Origin of the sequence: Actinopolymorpha cephalotaxi, assembly GCF_013408535.1 — a bacterium.
GTDB lineage: Bacteria > Actinomycetota > Actinomycetes > Propionibacteriales > Actinopolymorphaceae > Actinopolymorpha > Actinopolymorpha cephalotaxi.
On sequence record NZ_JACBZA010000001.1, the window covers coordinates 3,467,813 to 3,486,392 of the forward strand.

Consider the following 18,580-nt stretch of genomic DNA (forward strand, 5'->3'; position numbering starts at 1 on the left):
GGGTTGGCGTTCGTTTTCCGGTTTCGGCCACACCACCACGGTTTATGTACGTTCTGCGACCATGCGGCACCCCATTCGGAACCCCTGTCGGGTAAAAAATCGGGTGGATCCGTGGGTCAGGTCACCCGTTCGACTGCCGCGCCGACGCGGCGTCACGATGGGACCGGCAACGCGTCAGGTAGTCGTCCAGTAACTCCAGGCCGACCTCGGCGGCCATCTCCTCCGCCGGCACGTCGCACTCACTGGTGACGAGTACGGACCCGAGCAGGCCCGGGTCGTGGATGCGGACGCCGCGGCCGTAGCGGCGCTTGAGTTCGGCGAGCCGGTCGCTGTTGAAGTCGAGGTGGGCGACGACCCTGTCGAGGTTGATCCGGTGCGTCACGTGGTCGACGTAGTTGGTGCTGGCCGCGACCGGTTCTCCCACGGGCGAGACGATCCCGCACGGTGCAGGCGGGCGGACGGCCGCCACCAGCCAGGCGCGGCTGGAGTACGCCCACTGGGTCTGCAGGAAACTGCCGTGGAACATCGAACTGAACAGCACCAGGTCGGGCCGGGCCGCCGCGTAGCGCTCGCGCAGCTGGTCGAAGTTGAGGTCGAAGCAGATCACGCAGGCGACCCGCCCGATGTCGAGGTCGAACACCGGGGCGGCGTCGCCGTGGGTGAGCCCGAGCTCGTCGTGTTCGCCGATCGTGAGATGGAACTTGTCGTACGTCCCGCCGACCGCTCCGGTCCGGTCGATCAGCTGGAGCGAGTTGTGCCAGCGGCCGTCCGCTGCCTGCCGAACCGCGGAGTAGCCGATGTGGCAGCCGTGCTCGCGGGCCACCTCGGCGAGGCGGTCACGGACCCGGTCTCCCCTGGCCCGGTAGTAGTCCATCGGGGCGTCGGTGACCCACTCGTCGCAGTACTCGGACAGCAGAACGAGATCGGGTCGGTCCGGCAGGACCGCGGCGAGGCGCCGCACCAGGCCGTCGGCGATGAGCTCGGCGGCCCGGGCGGCATCCAGATCCGGGCCGGGATTCCAGGCCGGGGCGGAGACGGCGCTGACCGTGACCCAGCGGGCCATGCGTCATCCTGCCTGTTCGTAGCGGCGGGCGACGCGCTCCAGGTGGGTACGCATGGCCTGCTCGGCAAGCATCAGGTCGGCTGAACTCAGCGCGTACATGATGGTCCGGTGCTCGGCGTCACTCTCCTCGTGGTGCCCCACAGCGGACTCGGTGAGCGCCGCGCCCCGGCGGCGTTCCGAAGCGAGGGCGTCGGCGAGCGCCTCGTGGATGGCGGTGAAGAAGCGGTTCTCCGAGGCGCGGACGATCATCTGGTGGAACGTGAGGTCGAGCTCCACCCGGGCGGCGAGGTCGTCGCCGCAGGCCGTGGTCTTGCCGAGGATCTCCTCCAGCTCGGCGAGCCGGCTCTCGTTGATGCGGGTGGCGGCCAACCCCGCGGCCTTGGTCTCCAGCGCCTGGCGGAGTTCGAGCAGCTCCCCGATGGCGTGTTTGTCCATGCCGGTGGCGAGCTTGAAGTAGCCGTGCACGGCCACCGGCCGCAGGTCGCTGACCACGGCACGCTTGCCCTGCTGGGTGCGCAGCACGCCCTGCTGGCCGAGCTGCCGCAGCGCGTCGCGGACGACGCGCTGGCTCACGCCGTACTCGTCGGCGAGCACCGCCTCCGACGGCAGCGGGTCCCCGGCGACCAGGCCCTCGCGCCGGATGTAGTCGGTGAGGCCGTCGGCGACCTGGGCGCCCAGCAGCACCCGGTCACTACCCCGGCGGCGGCCCGCGGGCGCGCGAACCTCGCTGCTGCCCGCTTCCTGAGGACGCGCGCTCATGTCGGACCGCCTCTCTCGGCGCGTGTACGTGGAGTGAGCATATCTGTCCTAGGTCTTGACAACGGAAGGTTGCGGCGCGAGTTTGTCGAGCACCTCGAGGACGGCCAGCACATCCTCGGCCGATGGTTCCGGCTCGCGTCCCTGCCCCACCACTTCGAGGAAGTGGGCGTCCTGCGCGGCGACCGCCGCGCGTTCGGCGGCCGCGAGGTCCCCGCTGTCGACGAGCAGCTCCGCTCCGCGCCGGAGCCTGCCGTCGGCGATGACCAGTGTCTGCTCGGGCGAGATCAGGAGTACGTCGTTCACCGACTCGCGGGAGTGGTAGGACAGCGCCAGCGAGGCGAGCCGGCTGTCGCGGGTCCGCAGGACCGCCGCGACGTCCATCGGCCGGCCGTTGCCGTCCCACGGCTGTCCCACTCCCCCGTACACCGCCTCCGGTGAGTCGTCGAGCAGCCAGGCGGCGAGGTCGACCAGGTGGGCGGCGTGGTGCCAGAGAACGTCGTCCACCCAGTCTCGTGGGCGGCCGGTCCAGCCGACGTCACGCTGGCGCAGTTGCAGCCGCCTCGCGACCAGCTGGGTGATGGTCAGTTGCCCGGTGGAGACCAGCCGCCGAACCTCACGGTGTGGCCGCATGAACCGCAGTGTGTGGGCCACCATGACCTGCCGGCCGTGGCGTTCGGCGGCTGCCACCACCTCCCGGCCGTCGGCGAGCGACGTCGCCAGCGGGACCTCGCACAGCACGTCGAGTCCGTGCTCGAGTGCTGTCAAGGTGTGCTTGACGTGCAGGTCGCTCGGAGACGCGACCACCACGGCGTCGAGACTTTCGGTACGCAACATCTGGTTGACATCGGTGTGCACGGCGCGGATTCCGTGCCGTGCCGCGAAGTCCTGCGTACTCGGCAGCGTGTGCCCGGCGACGGCGGCCAGCGTCCCGCCGGCGGCACGGATCGCGTCGGCGTGCAGTTCGGCCACGGCGCCGGGGCCGATCAGGCCGATCCTGGGCGTGATCCGAGGTGTGGTGGTCACGGCGCGCCCTCCAGGCCGAACACCGTGGCGGCGGTACGGCCGAGGATCCACTCGCGGTCGGCCTCGGTCAGGAAGTCCAGGTGTTCGGTGACGTGCTCCACCGCCGCGTCGTACTCGTCATCGGTCGCCGTCCGGTCGCGGTTCCAGTCACCGCTCCACATGACGCGTTCCGGACCGTAGGCCGCCAGCGACGCGCGGAGGTACGGCGTCGCGTCCGGGTAGGGGTGGCCGGCGCTGCTGTAGGCGTGGTAGCCCGACCACATGGTGCAGACCCCGGGCCGGTCGGCGAGCCGCAGGAACGCGTCGAAGCCGGCGTCGACGCCGTACCGGAAGAACCCCAGGTGCTCCATCCGCACCACGAGACCGGGCACCTCGTCGAGCAGTGCGGCGAAGTCAGGGTGCGCGATGTCGGCGAACGGCCCGCGGACGCTGGCCACCAGGTGGTTGCGGTCGAGGGCGCGCCAGACCGCGAGGGGGTCGGCGCCGGGTGAGCGGGTGGTGGCCCACAACCGCACGCCGGCGAAGCCCGCGGCCGCCAGCCGGTCCACCTGGTCCGGCGCGTCCGGACGCTCCGGGTCGACCATCCCGACCAGCGCGAACCGGCCGGGATGCCTGGTCCGACACTCGTGCAGGTAGCGGTTGTCGGTGTTGCCGACGTACTGCACGAGCACCGCCTGCCCGACCCCGGCACGGGTCATGGCCGTCAGACAGTCCTCGACCGGCGGGTACTTCTGCCGGCCGACGTGGACGTGCGCGTCGACGAGTCGCATCATTCGAGTGCTTTCACCGGGGTGGTCCACAGATCGATCGGCCGCTTCGCCGGACCGGGGTCGAACGGGAGCGTGACCCGCTGACCGATACCCGCCGACTGGTAACCGGCGTAGATCAGCTGGAGCGCGAGCCGCCCGTCCTCGCCGGTCGCCCGCGGCTGTTCGAGCCCGAGCACGCAGGCGCAGAAGTGGTCCATCTCCTGCGGGAAGCCGTAGTTCCACAGCTCCTCGTAGATCGGATAGCTCCACCCCTTGGTGGACGGGGCCTTCTCCACCGCGTAGCCGTAGCCGTTCTCGGAGTACGTCGGCAGCGCGTTTCCCATGTGCAGGTTGGCGTAGCTCACGCCCTCACTGCCGTAGACCTCGATGCGGTCGTCCATCCCGCCGAGCCGGGCCCAGCTGTTCTCCACGTGACCGATGGCGCCGTTGGCGAACTCGACGATGGCGAACGAGTGGTCCTCCGCGTTCGTCCTGTCCTTGTGGACGTAGGTGCCCATGTGCGCGGTGATCGCGGTCGGCTCGGGCCGGCCGAGGAACCAGTGACAGAACGACAGACCGTGGCAGCCCATGTCCATGAACACCCCGCCACCGGAGCGTTCGGTGTCCCAGAACCAGTCGCCGTGCGGGCCGGAGTGCATCTCCGACTGCTTCACCAGGAACACGTCGCCGAACGCGCCCTCCTCGGCCATCTGCTTGGCCTTGACGTACTTGGGGGTGAAGAACAGTTCCTCGGCGTAGAACAGGTGCACCCCGGCGCTCGCGCAGGCGTCGATCATCCGGTCGCAGTCGGCGACCGTGAGGGCCATCGGCTTCTCCACGACGACGTGCTTGCCCGCGCCGGCCGCGTCGATGGCCATCTGCGCGTGCAGGTGGTTGGGTGCGGCGATCACCACCAGGTCGACGTTCGGATCGTCGATGAGCTCGTGGTAGTCCAGGTAACTCTGCTCGACGTCGTGGCGGCGCGCGAGTTCGGCCGCGTTCCCGGGCGTGGGTGAGGCGACCGCCACCACCCGCCCGTGACGCCCCATGCCGACCGAGGCCGCGAGGGCCTCGGCCTCGAACTGCGAACCGATGATTCCGATGCCGACCTTGCCGGTCATGCTCGCTCCCTTGATGGGCTTCGACTGATGGCCTTCGACGATTCGGGGTTCATCCCTTGACCGACCCCACCAGCACGCCCTTCTTGAAGTGGCGCTGGATGAACGGGTACGCGACCAGGATGGGCACGATCGCGATCACCAGGATCGCCATCTGGATCGACTCCGGCGGCGGCGGTGCGTGCCCGGGGATGAACTTGAGGTTCAGCGAGTTCTGCTTCACCACATAGGTGTTCAGGACGAGCTGCAGCGGCCACTTCGTGGTGTCGCTGATGTAGAGGAGTGCGGTGAAGAAGTTGTTCCAGTAGCCCACCGCCGAGAACAACCCGACCACGGCGAGCACCGGCTTGGACAACGGCAGCACGATCCGCCAGAACGTCTGCAGCTCCCCCGCGCCGTCCACCCGTGCGGCGTCCAGGATCTCCTGCGGCAACTCCAGGAAGAAGGCACGCATGACGATGACGTTGAAGCCGTCCAGCATCACCGGCAGGAGCAGCGCCCAGTAGGAGTTGAGCAGTCCCAGCTCCTTCACCATCAGGTAGCTGGGGATGATGCCGGGAGAGAACAGCAGCGTGAACAGCACCATCAGTAGCACCGGCTTGTGCGCCAGCGTTCCCGGACGCGACAGCGAGTAGGCGAGCAGCGACGTGCACGCCAGCGAGAGCGTCGTGCCCACCAGCGTGATGCAGATCGACACGAATGCCGAGTGCAGCACCACCGGGTTCTCGAACACCGTCGTGTAGGCCTGCAGGGTGGGATGGCTCGGCCAGAGCACGAACCCGCCCGACGCGTTGATCTGCTTCTCGTCGGCCAGGCTGGTCGCGATCACCGAGATCAGCGGGATGATGATGACCGAGCAGCAGACGAACAGGAAGACGCCCTTGCTCGCGCGTGCCGTCGGTCCGGGCGGCGTGAGTCCCGGCGGACCGGAGCGCCGCTTCCGCCCGGACGACCCCGGCCGGCTCAGGTCGCGGCGGCCGGCCGCGCGGGTGACGACGCGGTTGCTAGCCATGGTGGACCCTCATCCCTCGTAGACCCCTCGTTCGCCGAACAGGTGGGCCACCTTGTTCGCACCGAGCACCAGCACCACGCCCAGCACGCCCTTGACCAACCCGACAGCTGTGGCCACGCCCCAGGCCCCGTCGAGTACGCCGTTGGTGTAGACGTAGGTGTCGAGCACCTGACTGGCATTGATGCCGACCGGACCCTGCTGCAGGACGATCTGCTCGAAGCCCACCGACAGCACGCTGCCCAGGCGCAGAATCAGCAGCAGGATGACGACACCCTTGATGCCGGGCAAGGTGATGTGCCAGATCTGCCGCAGCCGGGAGGCGCCGTCGACGGCGGCGGCCTCGTACAGGCTGATGTTGATCGCGGACAGCGCGGCCAGGAAGAGGATCATTGCCCAGCCGGTGTCCTTCCAGATCACCTGGGAGGTGATCAGCCACTTGAACAGCTCGGGGTTGCCGATGATGTTCAGCGGATGCTCTCCCTGGGAACGCATCCAGTTGTTGAGGAGTCCGGCGCCGCCCAGAATGCTCTGGAACATCGCCACCACGACCACCCAGGACAGGAAGTGCGGTAGGTACAGCACCGACTGCACCGCCTGCTTGATGCGTTCGGACAGCAGGCTGTTGAGCAACAGCGCCAGGCAGATCGGGGCCGGGAACACGAAGATCGTCTGGATGACGAAGATCTCCAGCGTGTTGACCAGCGCGTTGAGGAACGCCGGATCGCCGTTGAAGACGACCGAGAAGTTCGACAGGCCGACCCACGGCGACTGCAGGATGCCGATGTAGGGCTGGTAGTCCTTGAACGCGATGACGTTGCCCAGCAGCGGGATGTACTGGAACAACACCAGGAGAAGGAGGCCGGGCAGGCCGAAGGCGAGCAGCGGCCAGTCGCGGCGCAGGCGCGACTTCAGCGCCTGCTTCCTTCCGCCGCCGGTGGCGGGTCGCGGCGACGCGGTCAGTGTGCCCATCGGATCTCCGCCCACTCCGGGTGCTCGTCGAGCCGGCGCTCCATGTCCCGAAGCGTCTCGATGTTGTGTCGCAGCTGGGTGTAGACGTCGCCACCGATGGAGAAGCCCTGGAAGCCGACCGGGCCCTGGTAGCCGACGCTGCGCAACAGTCCGAGCACGGCGAAGTTGTCCAGGCTGCCGCGGTCGATGGTCTCGATCGTGTAGCGCTCCTGGTCTCCGTTGACCACCAGGCTGCTCCCGCTCAGGTTCACCGACTGCAGGTAGGGCGCGGCGTCGGCGAGGCGGCCCCGCAGATCGGCCTGGTCCCCGGCGTACCAGTGCCAGCCGCAGAACACCACGCCCAGCCGGGGATGGTCGATGTGTCTCACCAGCTCGACCGCCTGGTCGACGCGGTGCAGCCACACCTTCGGCGAGTGCCGTACGTGGTGGTACAACGCGACCTGCAACTCGTTGCCGGCGGTGGCGTCGAGCAGCTCCTGCAGGGCGGCGGCCGCCGCCGGCGAGGCCGGATCGAAGTCCGCCTCGTCGCTGGAGTTGAGCGACACCTCCAGCCGGGTGCCCGGCGGCAGCTCGGGAACGACCTCGAGGAACCTCGTGTGCCTGGGGGCGCGCTGCGCGAGATCGAGGACGCCGTGCACGGCGACCGACCGCACGCCGTACGTGCCGGTGAGCTCCTTCAGGCGCGCCAGCTCGTCCCAGGCGTAGGCCAGGTCCGGCTCGCCGACGAGGATCTGGATGCCGTCGTAGCCCAGCTCGGCGAGCATGCCGAACCGCGCGTCCCAGCTGTAGTCGCCCAGCGACGTGCGGAAGTGCGTGTCCATCGCGAAGCAGGGTGTCCTCATCGCACGCCTCCCGCGGTGGCCGTGGTGGCCGTGGTGGCCGCGCGCTCGACGCGCTGCGCCGTCCCGGTCGCCGCACAGTCGTAGATGGCCCGCAGGCACCCGAACACGAACAGCGCGTCCTCGGCCAGCAGCACGTCGGGGGCGGCGGCGACCTCTCCGCGTACGAGCCGGGAGAAGGACGCGAGCAGCTTGTGGGTGATGTCGTACGGCTTCTCCACGCCGGTCACCTCGATCTGGTCGGTGGCCGGCGCGCCGGCCTGATCCCGGCCGAGCGCGATCGTGGGCGGGCCGGCTCCGAAGATTCCGGCCAGCCAGTCCCAGTGCGCGGACCCGTCCAGGCCGTCCAGCTCGGCTTCGCGCCGTTCGAGCCCGTGGGTGCAGGCGGCGTGTTCGTAGTCGACGTGCACCCGCTCGCCGCCGGCGAGCTCGTAGACCAGGGTGGCGCCCACCTGGGTCTCGACGTCGAAGACCGTGCCCGGTGGGAGGTTCAGCGCGGTGCGCGGGTTGGCCAGCCAGGCGTCGCGGACCTCGACGCTGACCGGCGCGAGCAGGTCGTCCAGCAGGGTGAGGTCGTACGGTCCCCAGTCCATCAGGATGCCGCCGCCGGTCCTGCTGCGGTCGAGGAACCACGGCGGGCTGTCGGAGTCGATGGCGGTGCGGGACCGCCGCTGCCGGTGCACGTAGCGCATCCGGTGCGGTGGCCCGAGCCGCGGGACGACGTCGCGCAGCGCGCGGGTGGTGGCGATGTCGCGGAAGCGGGCGGCGCAGTCGGCGAGGAGCAGACCCTTGGCCCGGGCGAGGCCGACCATGCTCTCCGCCTCGGCGAAGTCCTTGGCCAGCGGCTTCTCACACAGCACGTGCCGGCCGCTCTCCAGCGCCAGCGCGGTCATCGCCGCGTGCGCATAAGGAGGGGTGGCCACGACCACGATGTCGTCGTCGCGGGCCGGCTCGGCCAGCATCGTCGCGGCGTCGGGATGGACGCGGGCCCCGGGGAACGACTCGGCGAAGGTGGCCCGGCTCCCCGGGTCGGGGTCCGCGACCGACAGGGCGACCGGCACGGGGAGCTTGCCCGCCACGGTGGCGTGCAGGCGGGCGATCTGGCCCGCACCGACGAGGTAGATCCGCTGCTCCGCTTGGGTCATCAGGTCGTTCCTTCCAGAGATTGCTTTCCTGCGTTGCCGAGCGCCGCGATGTCCTCGAGCCGTACCGGCCGGCCCTCGTCGCTGGACAGTTCGGCCGCGGCGCAGACGAACATCGTCTGCAACGCGTCGTCCGGGGCAATGCTCGGCGGACGTCCGTCGCGCACCCGCCGGACCACGTCCCGGGCCTGCTCGGTCGTGTTGTGCAGGTAGGTGTGGTCGTCGGCCAGCGCCCAGGTGAGCTGCTCGACCAGCGAGCTGTCCAGGCCCCGCCGGGTTTCCTCGAACGCCCAGCGTTTGATGGACCGGCCGAAGATGTCGGTCTCGGCGGCACCCTTGGTGCCCTGGACGAGGTAACGCAGCTCGTGGCCGTCACCGCGTTGCTGGGTGAGCATGTCCTGCAAGGGGTCGAGGTCGGTGGTGGTGGACGCCAGCGCCATCAGGAACGACAGGTGGCCCACCGCCCCGGTGCCGAACCGGCAGGTGGTCTGGTAGTTGTCCCGGACCTGGAAGTACGGCACGGCGTTCGGCGCCGACGCGGAGTAGACCTCGGTCACCTCCGAACCGGTCCACCAGCGCGGCAGATCGACGTAGTGCGACAGCTTCTCGCCGAACATCCCGCCGGAGGTCGCCTGGGTGCGCCAGCTGTCCCGCCCCCAGAACTCACCGGGGACGTAGGTGCAGTTGACGGCGAGGACGTCGCCGAGCAGCCCTTCGTCGATCCACTGTTTCACCGTGGTGTAGAGGCGGGAGTAGCGCAGCTCGAAACCGACCTGCAGGAAGCCTGCGGTCTCGTGCGCGGTGCGCGCCATCGCCGCCGCGTCCTCCAACCGGGCCGCCATCGGCTTCTCGCACATCACCGCCTTGCCGGCCGCCAGCGCGGCCAGGGAGAGCTCGGCGTGCGCGTCGTTGGACGCGGTGACGAACACCACCCGCACCTGCGGGTCGTCCAGCACGCGGCGCAGCTCGGTGGTGACCTCGATCGGGTAGCGGGCGGCGAGTTCCGCGGTCCGCTCGGCGCGCACGTCGTACGCGATCAGACCGGTCAGGATCGGATCGTCGAGCAGGTGCCCGATGACCGTCTCCCCCATCCGGCCCGCTCCGAGAATCGCTGCCTTCATGACTGCCTCCCCGGAACGTGTCCCAGTGCGATGGTGACGACCTCGTGCGGCCCGAGGTCGAGGGTGATCTTCCCGTCGGTGTCAACCGGAAGTTGCTCGACCGGCTGCTCGACCGCGGTGCAGCGGTGCGCGGTCGCCGCCGGGCCGGGGTTCGGGTGCCACAGCGTGCCGGTCCCACCGCGCCCGGCGACCTCCTGCACCCGCACCAGCAGGTCTGCCTCCCACCGGCCGACGTACGCCGTGGCGACCAGGTGGTCGGGCAGCTCCGTCCGGAACAGTTGACCCGTGTCCGGTGGCCGGTTCGGCTCGCGCGGATAGCCCTGCTGAACCTCGGTCGTCAGGGCCGGCAGCCGCCGGTCGCGGCCGAACCGCCCGGCGGCGGCCAGGTCGAGGTTCCGGTCGGCGCGGAACGAGTAGTGCAGCTCGACGCGCCCGGACTGGCTGGCCGGGGTGTTGGTACGCCAGTAGTTGTTCATCACCCAGGAACACAGCGTGCCGTTGCCCGCGGTGAAGGTGCGCGGCCAGGTGGCACGGACGATGTCGCCGACGGTGAACAGCGGGGCGTCGGCCGACGTCCAGGTGACGGTGAGGTCCGGGTCGGTCACGGTGACCGCGTTCTGGGTGGTGAACCACTCGTTGCAGGCGCCCGGGTAGTGGTCGCGGGCCGGGTCGACCCAGCCCTGCTGCCGGTCGTAGTGCACCACCGGGTCGGCGACCGCGAACGGGAACGCGACGTACACCGACTCCTTCGCCAGCACCGGTTCCTTGTCGAACGTCACCGTGACGTCCACCCGGTCGGTGTCCTCGTGGAAGCGGATCTCGGTACGCAGACCAGGGATGCTCGGCGCGCTGCCCTCGGTGACCAACGTCCACCCGTGCTGTGTCCGGCGCAAGCTCGCCTTGCGGGTCTCGGACGGGATGACGGTCAGCTCGGGTGCGGGGAAGTACGGGTCGTTCATGGTCAGCTGGGTGGACTCGGCGTTCATACCGCGACCCTGCTCGGTCCCGCCGCCCGCGACGTACAGCAGCTCACCGAGTCCCCAGCCGGTGCCGGGGTCGAGCAGCTCGCGGTCCAGGCCGCGGTGCCGCAGGCCGGTCACCCGGCCGGTCAGCGGTTCGATCGCGACCTCGTAGTGCGGGGTGACCAGCACCTCCGGCACCTGCTCGTCCCACGCTGCCGCGTCCGACACCGACACCGGGTCTGGCACCGGCTCCGGCAGCGGCACGATCGGGAGCAGCCGATACCCGAACGCGGGCACGTCCTGCACCCGGTAGCGCCTGGTCTGCTGCCCGTCCCGCGGCTCGTCGAGTTCCTCGAAGCCCAGCGAGCCAAGGGTTTCCGCTACCGGGAGATCGACGTCCACCTCGAGGTCACGCGACCAGCTGGCCGCGTTGAACACCAGCAGGGACCTGCTGTCGGGGAGACCGAACGCCGCGCCGAAGTGGCTCAGCGCGCGCCGGCCCTCGTCCAGGGCCAGCCAGCGTCCCTGCTCGATGCGGGCCACCTTCCACGCGATCTGGTCCGCGTTCTTCGCCGAGTGCGGCCGCTGGGTGGCGTGGCTGGATGCCCAGGTGTGCTCACTGCCGAGAAGCTGTCCCTCCCACGCGCGGTCCAGCGCGGCGGTGTCCGCCGCGAACCGGCCGTCCTGACCGGTGACCAGCGCGGTCAGCGCCTCCACCGCCGGTAGCAGCGCCTGCGTCCGGCGGAAGCTGGTGATGATCTGTGCGTGGGCGCCGGCGCCGTCCTCCCAGTAGCTCCCGCCGTCGCCGTGCAGCGCCGGAAGGCGATCCGCCAACGGCTGAACGGATTCCAGGTAGTCGCCGATGGTGGAGAAGCGCAGCCGGGGCCACGCGAACCGTTCGTTCCACCGGGTCACCACGTCGGCGTACCCGTCGGAGATCTCGTTGTTGTCGGAGTGCGTGCCCACGACCGGGACGTCGTGCGGCAGGTAGTCGTCGCGCTCGTAGCGGTCGAGGAACCGGCACAGCCCGTCGGAGATGCCGGCGACGGACAGGAACTCCCCGGCCAGCAACCGCAGCTGGAGGTAGTGGTCGGCGAAGAAGGTCACCATCGCCGCGCCGTCGGGTCCCTCCCAGCGCATCGGCGACTGCAGGTGGACGATGTCGCTCTCTTCGTTCCCGGCGCGGGCGTGGTTGGGGATTCCCATGAACGCCTCGACGCCGGCGGCCGCGAGCACCGAGGGCACCGCCCAGCTGTACGACGGGACGTCGGTGAGGTTGGCGTACCGCAGCGGTACGCCGTGCTCGCGGTCGAGCCGCGCGGCGAGGTACAGGCCGCGGTAGAGCTCCTCCAGGCTGGCCAGCCCGGTCAGCAGCTGTGCCCACCAGGCGCTGATCCCGACCTGCCCGTCGCGCATCGCCCTGATCAGGTCCTCGCCCTGACCGGCGCTGCGGGTGCGCAGGAACTCCTGTGCGACCAGGCTCCCGTCCGCGGAGAACGCGTAGTCCGGGTTGTCCTTCACGATGTCCAGCGCGCCGTCGATGTTGCTGCTGTGCACCTCCAGAACGCTTGCCTGGTAGTCGGTGTAGCCGACATCGAGGTGAACGTGCGGGACGACGTGCACGGTCCACTTGCGGGCCGGACGCAGCGGGTTGTCGTACGTGAGCGGACCTCCGGGCAGGTCGAGCATCACCTCGACCGGCGCCTCGCCCTCCCACTCCGGCACCTCGAGCCGCACCACCAGGTCGCCGAACTCGCGGCCGTCCGCCGGGTCGGGCAGCTCGAAGCGGTGGCCGCCGACAGTGACAGTGGCCGTCGCCGACCGCAGGTCGGGGGCGCCGACGACCATCAGGTCGACCAACTCCTTCAGCCCGCCTGCCGGGTCCTCGAGATACAACGGCAGCGGGACGACAGTGATCGCCGCCTCGGGTGCGGACGGCCGCCTGCGCAACGCCACGCCGGCCCAGTGCAACTCGCCGCCGCCGCCGTTCACGTAGTGCCGGTTCGCCGCCAGCTCCACCGGGTCGGGCCGCTCGGAGGTGGAGGTCAGGCTGATCACGTTCCGGCCCGGGCGCAGGGTGCCGGGCGGAATCGCCAGTTCGGTCGCGAACGGTCCGGCGATCGGCCCGGTGATGCCCGGGAAGTACCCGCGCGTCGAGCGGCTCGGGCGTACGGCGACGAAGGCGCGGTGCCCGTTCACCTCCACCAGCAGGTCGGGGCACGGCCCGACGTGCGCGAACCCCTTCAGCTCCAGCGAATGCCAACCGTCGCCCAGGTCCTGGGCACCCTCGAACTCGACCGTGGCCGTCAGCTCCCGGAACCCGGCCGCGCCGTTGTACGGGCCGGGGTGGAAACGCGGCCAGTCCCGGCCCGGGTCGGACTCGCCGATCACGAAACGGATCTCGTCCGGGGAGTCCAGGCTCTCCCACAGCTGGCTGAACTGCGCCTCGCCGCGGGCCGGGTCACCGATCGACCACAGCAGGCCGCCGGCGCCGGCGGAGTCCGGCTCCGCCGGCGAACCGGTGCTCCCCTCGGGGTGATCGGCCACGGTGTCGTTCGTTCGCTCAGTGCTCTGCGGCATAGCTCTTCTCGTACTCCTTGCGGATCTGGTCGCCGCCGTTGCTTCGCCAGGTCTTGACGCCGTCTGCCCAGGCCGAGATCGGCTGGTGCCCCTGGATGATGTCGTTCGCCAGGTTGGTCATGTTCGTGGTCAGCGTGGCGCCCTTGGAGGAGTCGGCGTCGGAGTAGAGGACGAGCCCGGGGTTGGGGACCGAGGTCGGCCCGGTCGCCTTGAAGTAGTCGTGCATGCCGACGAGCGCGTCGTGGACTCCGGGTCCCGGCGCGAGGTTCAGCACCTGCGGAGGACCGGCGAAGGACTGGACCCGGATGTTCGACTCGTTGTTGCCACGCTCGGTCATCACCGGCCCTTCCTTGGTCATGTTGTAGTCGACACCCTCCACGCCGTAGGCGGCGAGGAGGTACTCCTTGCTGCCGACGGGTGCGGACAGCCAGTCCAGCACCCGCAACAGCTCCTTGACACGAGCCGGTGAGGTGCCCTTGCGGATCCCTGCGCTGTTCGGGCGGTCGGCGTTCTGGAACGTGCCGGCCGTTCCGCCGCCGCCCCACTTGAACGGCCGCACCGGCGCGATCTCGAGGTCGGGGTACTGCTTCTTCTTGTTCTGCATGTACCAGCCCCAGATCCCCGGGAAGCCCTGCTCCATCACGATCTTGCCGGTGCAGAACGGCACGCTGTCGTCGAAGGTCGGCGAGAACGAGTCCGGGTGGAAGTACTGCTTCTTCCACAGGTCGGCGACGATGCCCAGCGCCTGCTTGTACTCCGGCGTCTCGTAGTCGCGGGTCCACTTGCCGTCCTTGCCGACCCGCCAGCGGTTCGGAGCGCCGAGACAGGCCAGCACGAACGACAGCGTGGTGCCGGGCAGGGCGAGCACCCACTGGTTGCGGGCCGGGTCGGCGAACTCCTTGCACAGCGAGAGGAACTCCTCGCCGCTCTTGGGCTGCGGGTCGACTCCCTTGGCCTTGGCGAGGTCGGAGCGGATGATCATCATGTTGAACACGGAGTTGGGCCACTGGTAGGCCGGCACCGAGTAGATCTTCCCGGCGAACACCGACATCCGCCAGGTGTCGGTCGGGTTGTTCGCGAGGTTCGGGTAGGCCTTGACCTTGTCACCGGCCAGGAAGGGGGTGAGGTCCTCGAACTTCGCCTCCAGGACCTGCGGCAGGTGCGGCGTCTCGTACGCGTCGATGACCGAGATCTCGCGCAGCTCCCCGCCGGCCAGTGCGGTCGCGAACTTCTGGGCGTAGCCACCCACCGACCAGTCGAACTTCAGCTCCGCGCCGAGTTCCTTGTTCAGCGTCTGCCACATCGTGTTCTTGCCGACCGGCGGCGGAACGGCGTCGGTGGAAGAGAGGATCTCGATCGACCCACCCTTGGCCGGCGTTCCCTTGGTGGCGCTGGGCGGGTTCTGCGGGTACGTGAACAGCACCGGCGGCGGCGCGCCGTTCGGGCCGGCGGGCAAGTCGTACTTGACGGCCGTCTGCGCGACGTAGGTCGGCAGCTTGACCTTGTTTCCCGACGCCGCCGTTGTGGACGGGCTCTTCGTCGTCGTGCAGCCCGCGAGTGGGAGGGCCCCGGCGGCCGCGGCGACAGCCGCGCCTCGCAGCAGGGCCCGGCGTCCGATGACAGCGTTCATGGAGTTCTCCTCGTGCCGAAACCAGTCAGCTTGGATTCACTCGTCTCGAGGATCCGGCCCACGATCGGCCGGTGACCGAGACGCCCCCGGTTGGCGTGCGATGTCGAAGGTGGCGTCACCGGCTGCGCCGGCGACGCGTTCCGCTCTGCTGCTCCTGCCTGCATCCAGTCACGGATGTTTCAGGAGCATCTGAGACATAGGTCCTAACTAAAGCACTCGTCGATCACGTCCGCAAGACTGTCGCGAGTCGTCCATCGGATCAGTTGAAGGTGCCCGGCGTGACCGCGTCGGCGAGCAGTTGCGTGCCGTCCGCGCCGTGCCGCCCGGCCAGCGCCGTGGCGCTCGCCTGCACGTGCGCGGTGCCGGCCAACTCGAGCCGGAGCTCGCGTGCCTCGTCGAGGGCGAGGTTCAGATCCTTCAGCAGGTGGCCGAGCTTGAACCCGGGCGCGGCGTCACCGACAGCGAGCTTGCCCCAGAGGAACGCGGTCAGCGGTGAGCCGGCCGCTCCTGCCTGCAGGGACTGGAGAACCCGGCCGAGGTCCAGCCCACCGGCGCCGGCCAGGGCGAACGCCTCGCAGGTCGCCTGGGTGACCCCGGCGACGAGCACCTGGTTGACCAGCTTCGCCAGTTGCCCCGCGCCGGCCGGGCCGTGGTGCACGACCGTGGCGCCCACGCAGTCCAGGATCGGGCGGATGTGGCCGACGGGTACCTCGTCGCCACCGACCATCACCGACAGCTGACCGCTCTCGGCGCCGAAGGGTCCGCCGCTGACCGGCGCGTCGAGGACCGTCACGTCCCGCGCGGCCCCGGCCTCGGCCAGCTCCCGGGCGAGGGCCGGCGAGGAGGTGGTCATGTCGACGCAGACCGTGCCGGGTTCGGCGTGCGCGAGGATCCCGCCCTCGCCGAGGTAGACCTCGCGTACCTCGGCGGGCGTCGGCAGCACGGTCACCACGACGTCGGCGCCCGCGGCCACGTCGCCTACCTGGTCACGAACCTCGGCTCCGGACGTGGCGAGGGACGCGACCGCCTCGGCCCCTCGTCGCAGGACCGCGACCTGGTGTCCGGCCTCGAGCACCCGCCGGCACATCGGCAGGCCCATCAGGCCGATGCCGATCCATCCCACACGCACCATGCACCTCACAACTGACCTAGGTTGGACCCGCCAGAGGGCAGGCCGAGAATGTCTGCGAGCCGGCGCTGGGTGAGCCACGACATTACCCGGCCTCGCCCCGTCGGTGCGGCGTGGGTCCCGTCATGTTCGCGGCAACGAAAGTGGCAGAAGTTCGTCGCCAGACAGTAGAACCGGGCCCGGTTAGTGTCAACGAGCCCACTGGCGCTCCGCCACGTTGACCGACCTTGCGCAAGATCCTTGCTCTCCGGCCACCTAGGACTTAGGTTGCTTGTCCGAAGGTTAGGGAGGTACGTCTGGTGGTCTCGTCTGAGAATCGCGCACCGACTTCCGGTGCACCGCCGTCCGGTCCGCCCCGCGACCAGGAGTCGTGGGGCGGAGTCATGCCGGCGGTGCTCACCATGTTCGACGCCGACGGCGCGTTGGACGAGGTGGCCACGGCCGAGCACATCGAGCGGCTGGTGAGCGAGGGCGTGCACGGCGTCGTGGTCGGCGGGACCAGCGGGGAGTTCATCGGGCTCTCCCCCGCGGAACGCGATCGGCTGGTCCAGGTCGCGGTGAGGACGGTGCGGGGCCGGGTGCCGGTCGTCGCGGGCACCGGCGCGTACGCCACCCAGGAGACGATCGAGCTCACCCGGGCCGCCGCCGGCCGCGGTGCCGACGGCGCGATCGTGATCCTTCCGTACTTCCAGAAGCCCACCCGGGACGAGGTGATGCGGCACCTGCGTTCCGTCGGTGCGGCGTCCCCGATCCCGGTGATGGCGTACAACAACCCGGCGAACTCCGGTGCGCCGGAGCTGCGGGCCGCCGACCTGGCCGCGCTGTTCGGTGACGGCGCGATCACGGCGGTGAAGAGCACCTTCCCCAGCGTCCACCAGGTGCACGAGGCGCGGGCGGCGGTGCCGGACGAGGCGTTCCGGATCCTCTACGGCAGCTTCACCGCACCTCTGGAGGCGCTCGCCGGCGGCGCGGACGGCTGGATCAGCGGCATCCTCAACGTCGTCGCCGCCGACGCTCTCGCACTGTTCGACGCCATCGGCCGCGCGGACCTGGCGGCCGCCCGGCAGGCCTGGGCACGCATCCTGCCGATCAGGCGGCTGTACACCGAGCAACTGCTCGGACCGGTGGGCGACCTGGCCATCTACCGCGGGATTCTCAGGCTGCGCGGCCTGCCCGGCGGGCACTGCCGGGCACCCCTGCTGGACCTGACCCCATCGCAGGAGGAACGCCTCGCGGAGATTCTCGACGCGAGTGACAAGCCGGAGAAACTGGCGGCCACGGCCGCGCCTGGGAGGCACACATGAAGGTGACAGGGGTCCGGCAGTGGATTGCCGAGTTCGGCTACTACAACGCGATCTACGTACAGGTGGAGACCGACGACGGTGTGGTCGGCCAGGCCGAGGTGGCGATGCGCCGGCGCACCCGCACGGTCGCCGCGCTGATCGAGGAGCTCGGCGAGTACCTCGTCGGTGAGGACCCGACCCGGATCGAGGCGCACTTCGAGCGGATGTACCGCGACTCGTTCCTGGGCGGCACGCTGCTCACGATCGGCATCGCGGCGCTGGACATGGCGCTGTGGGACCTCAACGCCCGCAGTCTCGGCGTACCCGTGCACCGGCTGCTGGGCGGGAAGTTTCGCGACGCCGTCCCGGTCTACACCCACGCCCGGGCCACCGAGAGCCCCGAGACGTTCGCGGCAGAGGTGAAGGACCGGGTGGACAAGGGTTTCACCGCTGTCAAGACGACCTTGCCCGGGTTCTACTCGCAGGTGACCAGCGTGCACCACAAGGTGCCGGCCTCGATCCCGGCCCGGACGACCGAGACCGAGCTGCTCCCCACCTCCATCTGGCAGCGGGTCGGCGAGTACTTCCAGGCCGCCCGGGAGGCGGTCGGCCCGGACGTGCACCTGATGCTGGACTGCCACGGCCGGCTCAACGTCGCGAACGCCGTACGGCTGTGTGAGGAGCTGGCGCCGTACCAGCTCACGTTCATCGAGGAGCCCACCCCGCCCGAGCGACCGGACTGGCTGGCCGAGGTCACCCGCCGCTCCACCACCCCGATCGCCTCCGGCGAGCGGTGGGCCGGTCCCTACGGCTCCGCGCCGTTCCTCGAACAGCACGCGCTGTCGATCGTGCAGCCCGACGTCGCGTTCTGCGGCGGCATCACGGCGGCCAAGCGGATCGCGACGGTGGCCGAGACGCACGGGATATCGGTCGCGTTCCACAACCCGTTCGGCCCGCTCACCAGCGCCGCGACCTGGCACCTCGCGGCCACCCTGCCCAACTTCATGATCTCGGAGTCCATGCTGACGCCGGCGCAGCTGAAGTTCTGGGACCGCTACGCCGAGAATCCGCCCAAGGTGGAGAACGGCATGTGGCAGGTGACCGACGATCCCGGGCTGGGCCCGCGGCTGCGCATCGACGAGATCGTCCGGCACCCGTTCAGGCCGGAGTACGATCGCGGCGGAACGAGGTAGGCACTCTT

General features: G+C 69.9%; 15 protein-coding genes. 2 read left to right on the forward strand and 13 right to left on the reverse strand.

Going from position 1 to position 18,580, the window contains the following annotated elements; all coding sequences use genetic code 11:
* Positions 1 to 121: 121 nt before the first annotated feature.
* The 13 genes from FHR37_RS15220 to FHR37_RS15280 all read right to left on the reverse strand — a co-directional run bounded on the left by FHR37_RS15220 (position 122) and on the right by FHR37_RS15280 (position 16,099).
* The gene (locus FHR37_RS15220) at positions 122 to 1,063 is read right to left on the reverse strand and encodes a carbon-nitrogen hydrolase family protein (protein ID WP_092888005.1); all 942 of its coding nucleotides are present in this window, start codon (positions 1,061 to 1,063) and stop codon (positions 122 to 124) included.
* 3 nt (positions 1,064 to 1,066) lie between these two features.
* Entirely contained in the window at positions 1,067 to 1,822 is a 756-nt protein-coding gene (locus FHR37_RS15225; RefSeq protein WP_092888008.1) for a FadR/GntR family transcriptional regulator, read from the reverse strand.
* Between the two features lie 48 nt (positions 1,823 to 1,870).
* Positions 1,871 to 2,845 carry a Gfo/Idh/MocA family protein gene (locus FHR37_RS15230; RefSeq protein ID WP_175542768.1) on the reverse strand — a complete coding sequence of 325 codons (975 nt, stop codon included), beginning with the start codon at positions 2,843 to 2,845 and terminating at the stop codon, positions 1,871 to 1,873.
* Positions 2,842 to 3,618 carry an amidohydrolase family protein gene (locus FHR37_RS15235; RefSeq protein ID WP_092888014.1) on the reverse strand — a complete coding sequence of 259 codons (777 nt, stop codon included), beginning with the start codon at positions 3,616 to 3,618 and terminating at the stop codon, positions 2,842 to 2,844. The genes FHR37_RS15230 and FHR37_RS15235 overlap by 4 nt, the downstream gene beginning before the upstream one ends.
* Positions 3,615 to 4,715, reverse strand: coding sequence for a Gfo/Idh/MocA family protein (locus tag FHR37_RS15240; protein WP_092888017.1), 1,101 nt, complete (start codon positions 4,713 to 4,715; stop codon positions 3,615 to 3,617). Before FHR37_RS15240 ends, FHR37_RS15235 begins: the two co-directional genes overlap by 4 nt.
* A 49-nt stretch (positions 4,716 to 4,764) precedes the next feature.
* Positions 4,765 to 5,724, reverse strand: coding sequence for a carbohydrate ABC transporter permease (locus tag FHR37_RS15245; protein ID WP_092888020.1), 960 nt, complete (start codon positions 5,722 to 5,724; stop codon positions 4,765 to 4,767).
* Between the two features lie 9 nt (positions 5,725 to 5,733).
* Complete coding sequence (locus FHR37_RS15250) at positions 5,734 to 6,693, reverse strand: ABC transporter permease subunit (RefSeq protein ID WP_092888023.1); 960 nt, start codon at positions 6,691 to 6,693, stop codon at positions 5,734 to 5,736.
* A complete protein-coding gene (locus FHR37_RS15255) occupies positions 6,681 to 7,535 on the reverse strand; it encodes a sugar phosphate isomerase/epimerase family protein (protein ID WP_139239143.1) in 855 nt (284 codons plus the stop codon). The genes FHR37_RS15250 and FHR37_RS15255 overlap by 13 nt, the downstream gene beginning before the upstream one ends.
* Positions 7,532 to 8,677 (reverse strand): Gfo/Idh/MocA family protein, encoded by a 1,146-nt coding sequence (locus FHR37_RS15260; RefSeq protein WP_092888030.1) that lies wholly within the window; start codon positions 8,675 to 8,677, stop codon positions 7,532 to 7,534. The genes FHR37_RS15255 and FHR37_RS15260 overlap by 4 nt, the downstream gene beginning before the upstream one ends.
* On the reverse strand, positions 8,677 to 9,795 hold the full coding sequence (locus FHR37_RS15265) for a Gfo/Idh/MocA family protein (protein WP_092888033.1): 1,119 nt from the start codon (positions 9,793 to 9,795) through the stop codon (positions 8,677 to 8,679). Before FHR37_RS15265 ends, FHR37_RS15260 begins: the two co-directional genes overlap by 1 nt.
* Entirely contained in the window at positions 9,792 to 13,337 is a 3,546-nt protein-coding gene (locus FHR37_RS15270) for a glycoside hydrolase family 38 N-terminal domain-containing protein (protein ID WP_092888036.1), read from the reverse strand. Before FHR37_RS15270 ends, FHR37_RS15265 begins: the two co-directional genes overlap by 4 nt.
* Positions 13,321 to 14,967 carry a type 2 periplasmic-binding domain-containing protein gene (locus FHR37_RS15275; RefSeq protein WP_092888039.1) on the reverse strand — a complete coding sequence of 549 codons (1,647 nt, stop codon included), beginning with the start codon at positions 14,965 to 14,967 and terminating at the stop codon, positions 13,321 to 13,323. The genes FHR37_RS15270 and FHR37_RS15275 overlap by 17 nt, the downstream gene beginning before the upstream one ends.
* 259 nt (positions 14,968 to 15,226) lie before the next feature.
* A complete protein-coding gene (locus FHR37_RS15280) occupies positions 15,227 to 16,099 on the reverse strand; it encodes an NAD(P)-dependent oxidoreductase (RefSeq protein ID WP_092888042.1) in 873 nt (290 codons plus the stop codon).
* A gap of 296 nt (positions 16,100 to 16,395) precedes the next feature.
* Here FHR37_RS15280 and FHR37_RS15285 point away from each other — a divergent pair, with 296 nt between their 5' ends.
* Entirely contained in the window at positions 16,396 to 17,400 is a 1,005-nt protein-coding gene (locus FHR37_RS15285) for a dihydrodipicolinate synthase family protein (RefSeq protein ID WP_139239144.1), read from the forward strand.
* On the forward strand, positions 17,397 to 18,572 hold the full coding sequence (locus FHR37_RS15290; protein ID WP_092888048.1) for a mandelate racemase/muconate lactonizing enzyme family protein: 1,176 nt from the start codon (positions 17,397 to 17,399) through the stop codon (positions 18,570 to 18,572). Before FHR37_RS15285 ends, FHR37_RS15290 begins: the two co-directional genes overlap by 4 nt.
* The last annotated feature ends 8 nt before the right edge of the window (positions 18,573 to 18,580 follow it).

Bases quoted from the DNA above. Each gene is read 5' to 3' on its own strand.
- FHR37_RS15220 (WP_092888005.1), bottom strand. From the start codon at position 1,063: ATGGCCCGCTGGGTCACGGTCAGCGCCGTCTCCGCCCCGGCCTGGAAT.
- FHR37_RS15225 (WP_092888008.1), bottom strand. From the start codon at position 1,822: ATGAGCGCGCGTCCTCAGGAAGCGGGCAGCAGCGAGGTTCGCGCGCCC.
- FHR37_RS15235 (WP_092888014.1), bottom strand. From the start codon at position 3,618: ATGATGCGACTCGTCGACGCGCACGTCCACGTCGGCCGGCAGAAGTAC.
- FHR37_RS15240 (WP_092888017.1), bottom strand. From the start codon at position 4,715: ATGACCGGCAAGGTCGGCATCGGAATCATCGGTTCGCAGTTCGAGGCC.
- FHR37_RS15245 (WP_092888020.1), bottom strand. From the start codon at position 5,724: ATGGCTAGCAACCGCGTCGTCACCCGCGCGGCCGGCCGCCGCGACCTG.
- FHR37_RS15250 (WP_092888023.1), bottom strand. From the start codon at position 6,693: ATGGGCACACTGACCGCGTCGCCGCGACCCGCCACCGGCGGCGGAAGG.
- FHR37_RS15255 (WP_139239143.1), bottom strand. From the start codon at position 7,535: ATGAGGACACCCTGCTTCGCGATGGACACGCACTTCCGCACGTCGCTG.
- FHR37_RS15260 (WP_092888030.1), bottom strand. From the start codon at position 8,677: ATGACCCAAGCGGAGCAGCGGATCTACCTCGTCGGTGCGGGCCAGATC.
- FHR37_RS15265 (WP_092888033.1), bottom strand. From the start codon at position 9,795: ATGAAGGCAGCGATTCTCGGAGCGGGCCGGATGGGGGAGACGGTCATC.
- FHR37_RS15270 (WP_092888036.1), bottom strand. From the start codon at position 13,337: ATGCCGCAGAGCACTGAGCGAACGAACGACACCGTGGCCGATCACCCC.
- FHR37_RS15275 (WP_092888039.1), bottom strand. From the start codon at position 14,967: ATGAACGCTGTCATCGGACGCCGGGCCCTGCTGCGAGGCGCGGCTGTC.
- FHR37_RS15280 (WP_092888042.1), bottom strand. From the start codon at position 16,099: ATGGTGCGTGTGGGATGGATCGGCATCGGCCTGATGGGCCTGCCGATG.
- FHR37_RS15290 (WP_092888048.1), top strand. From the start codon at position 17,397: ATGAAGGTGACAGGGGTCCGGCAGTGGATTGCCGAGTTCGGCTACTAC.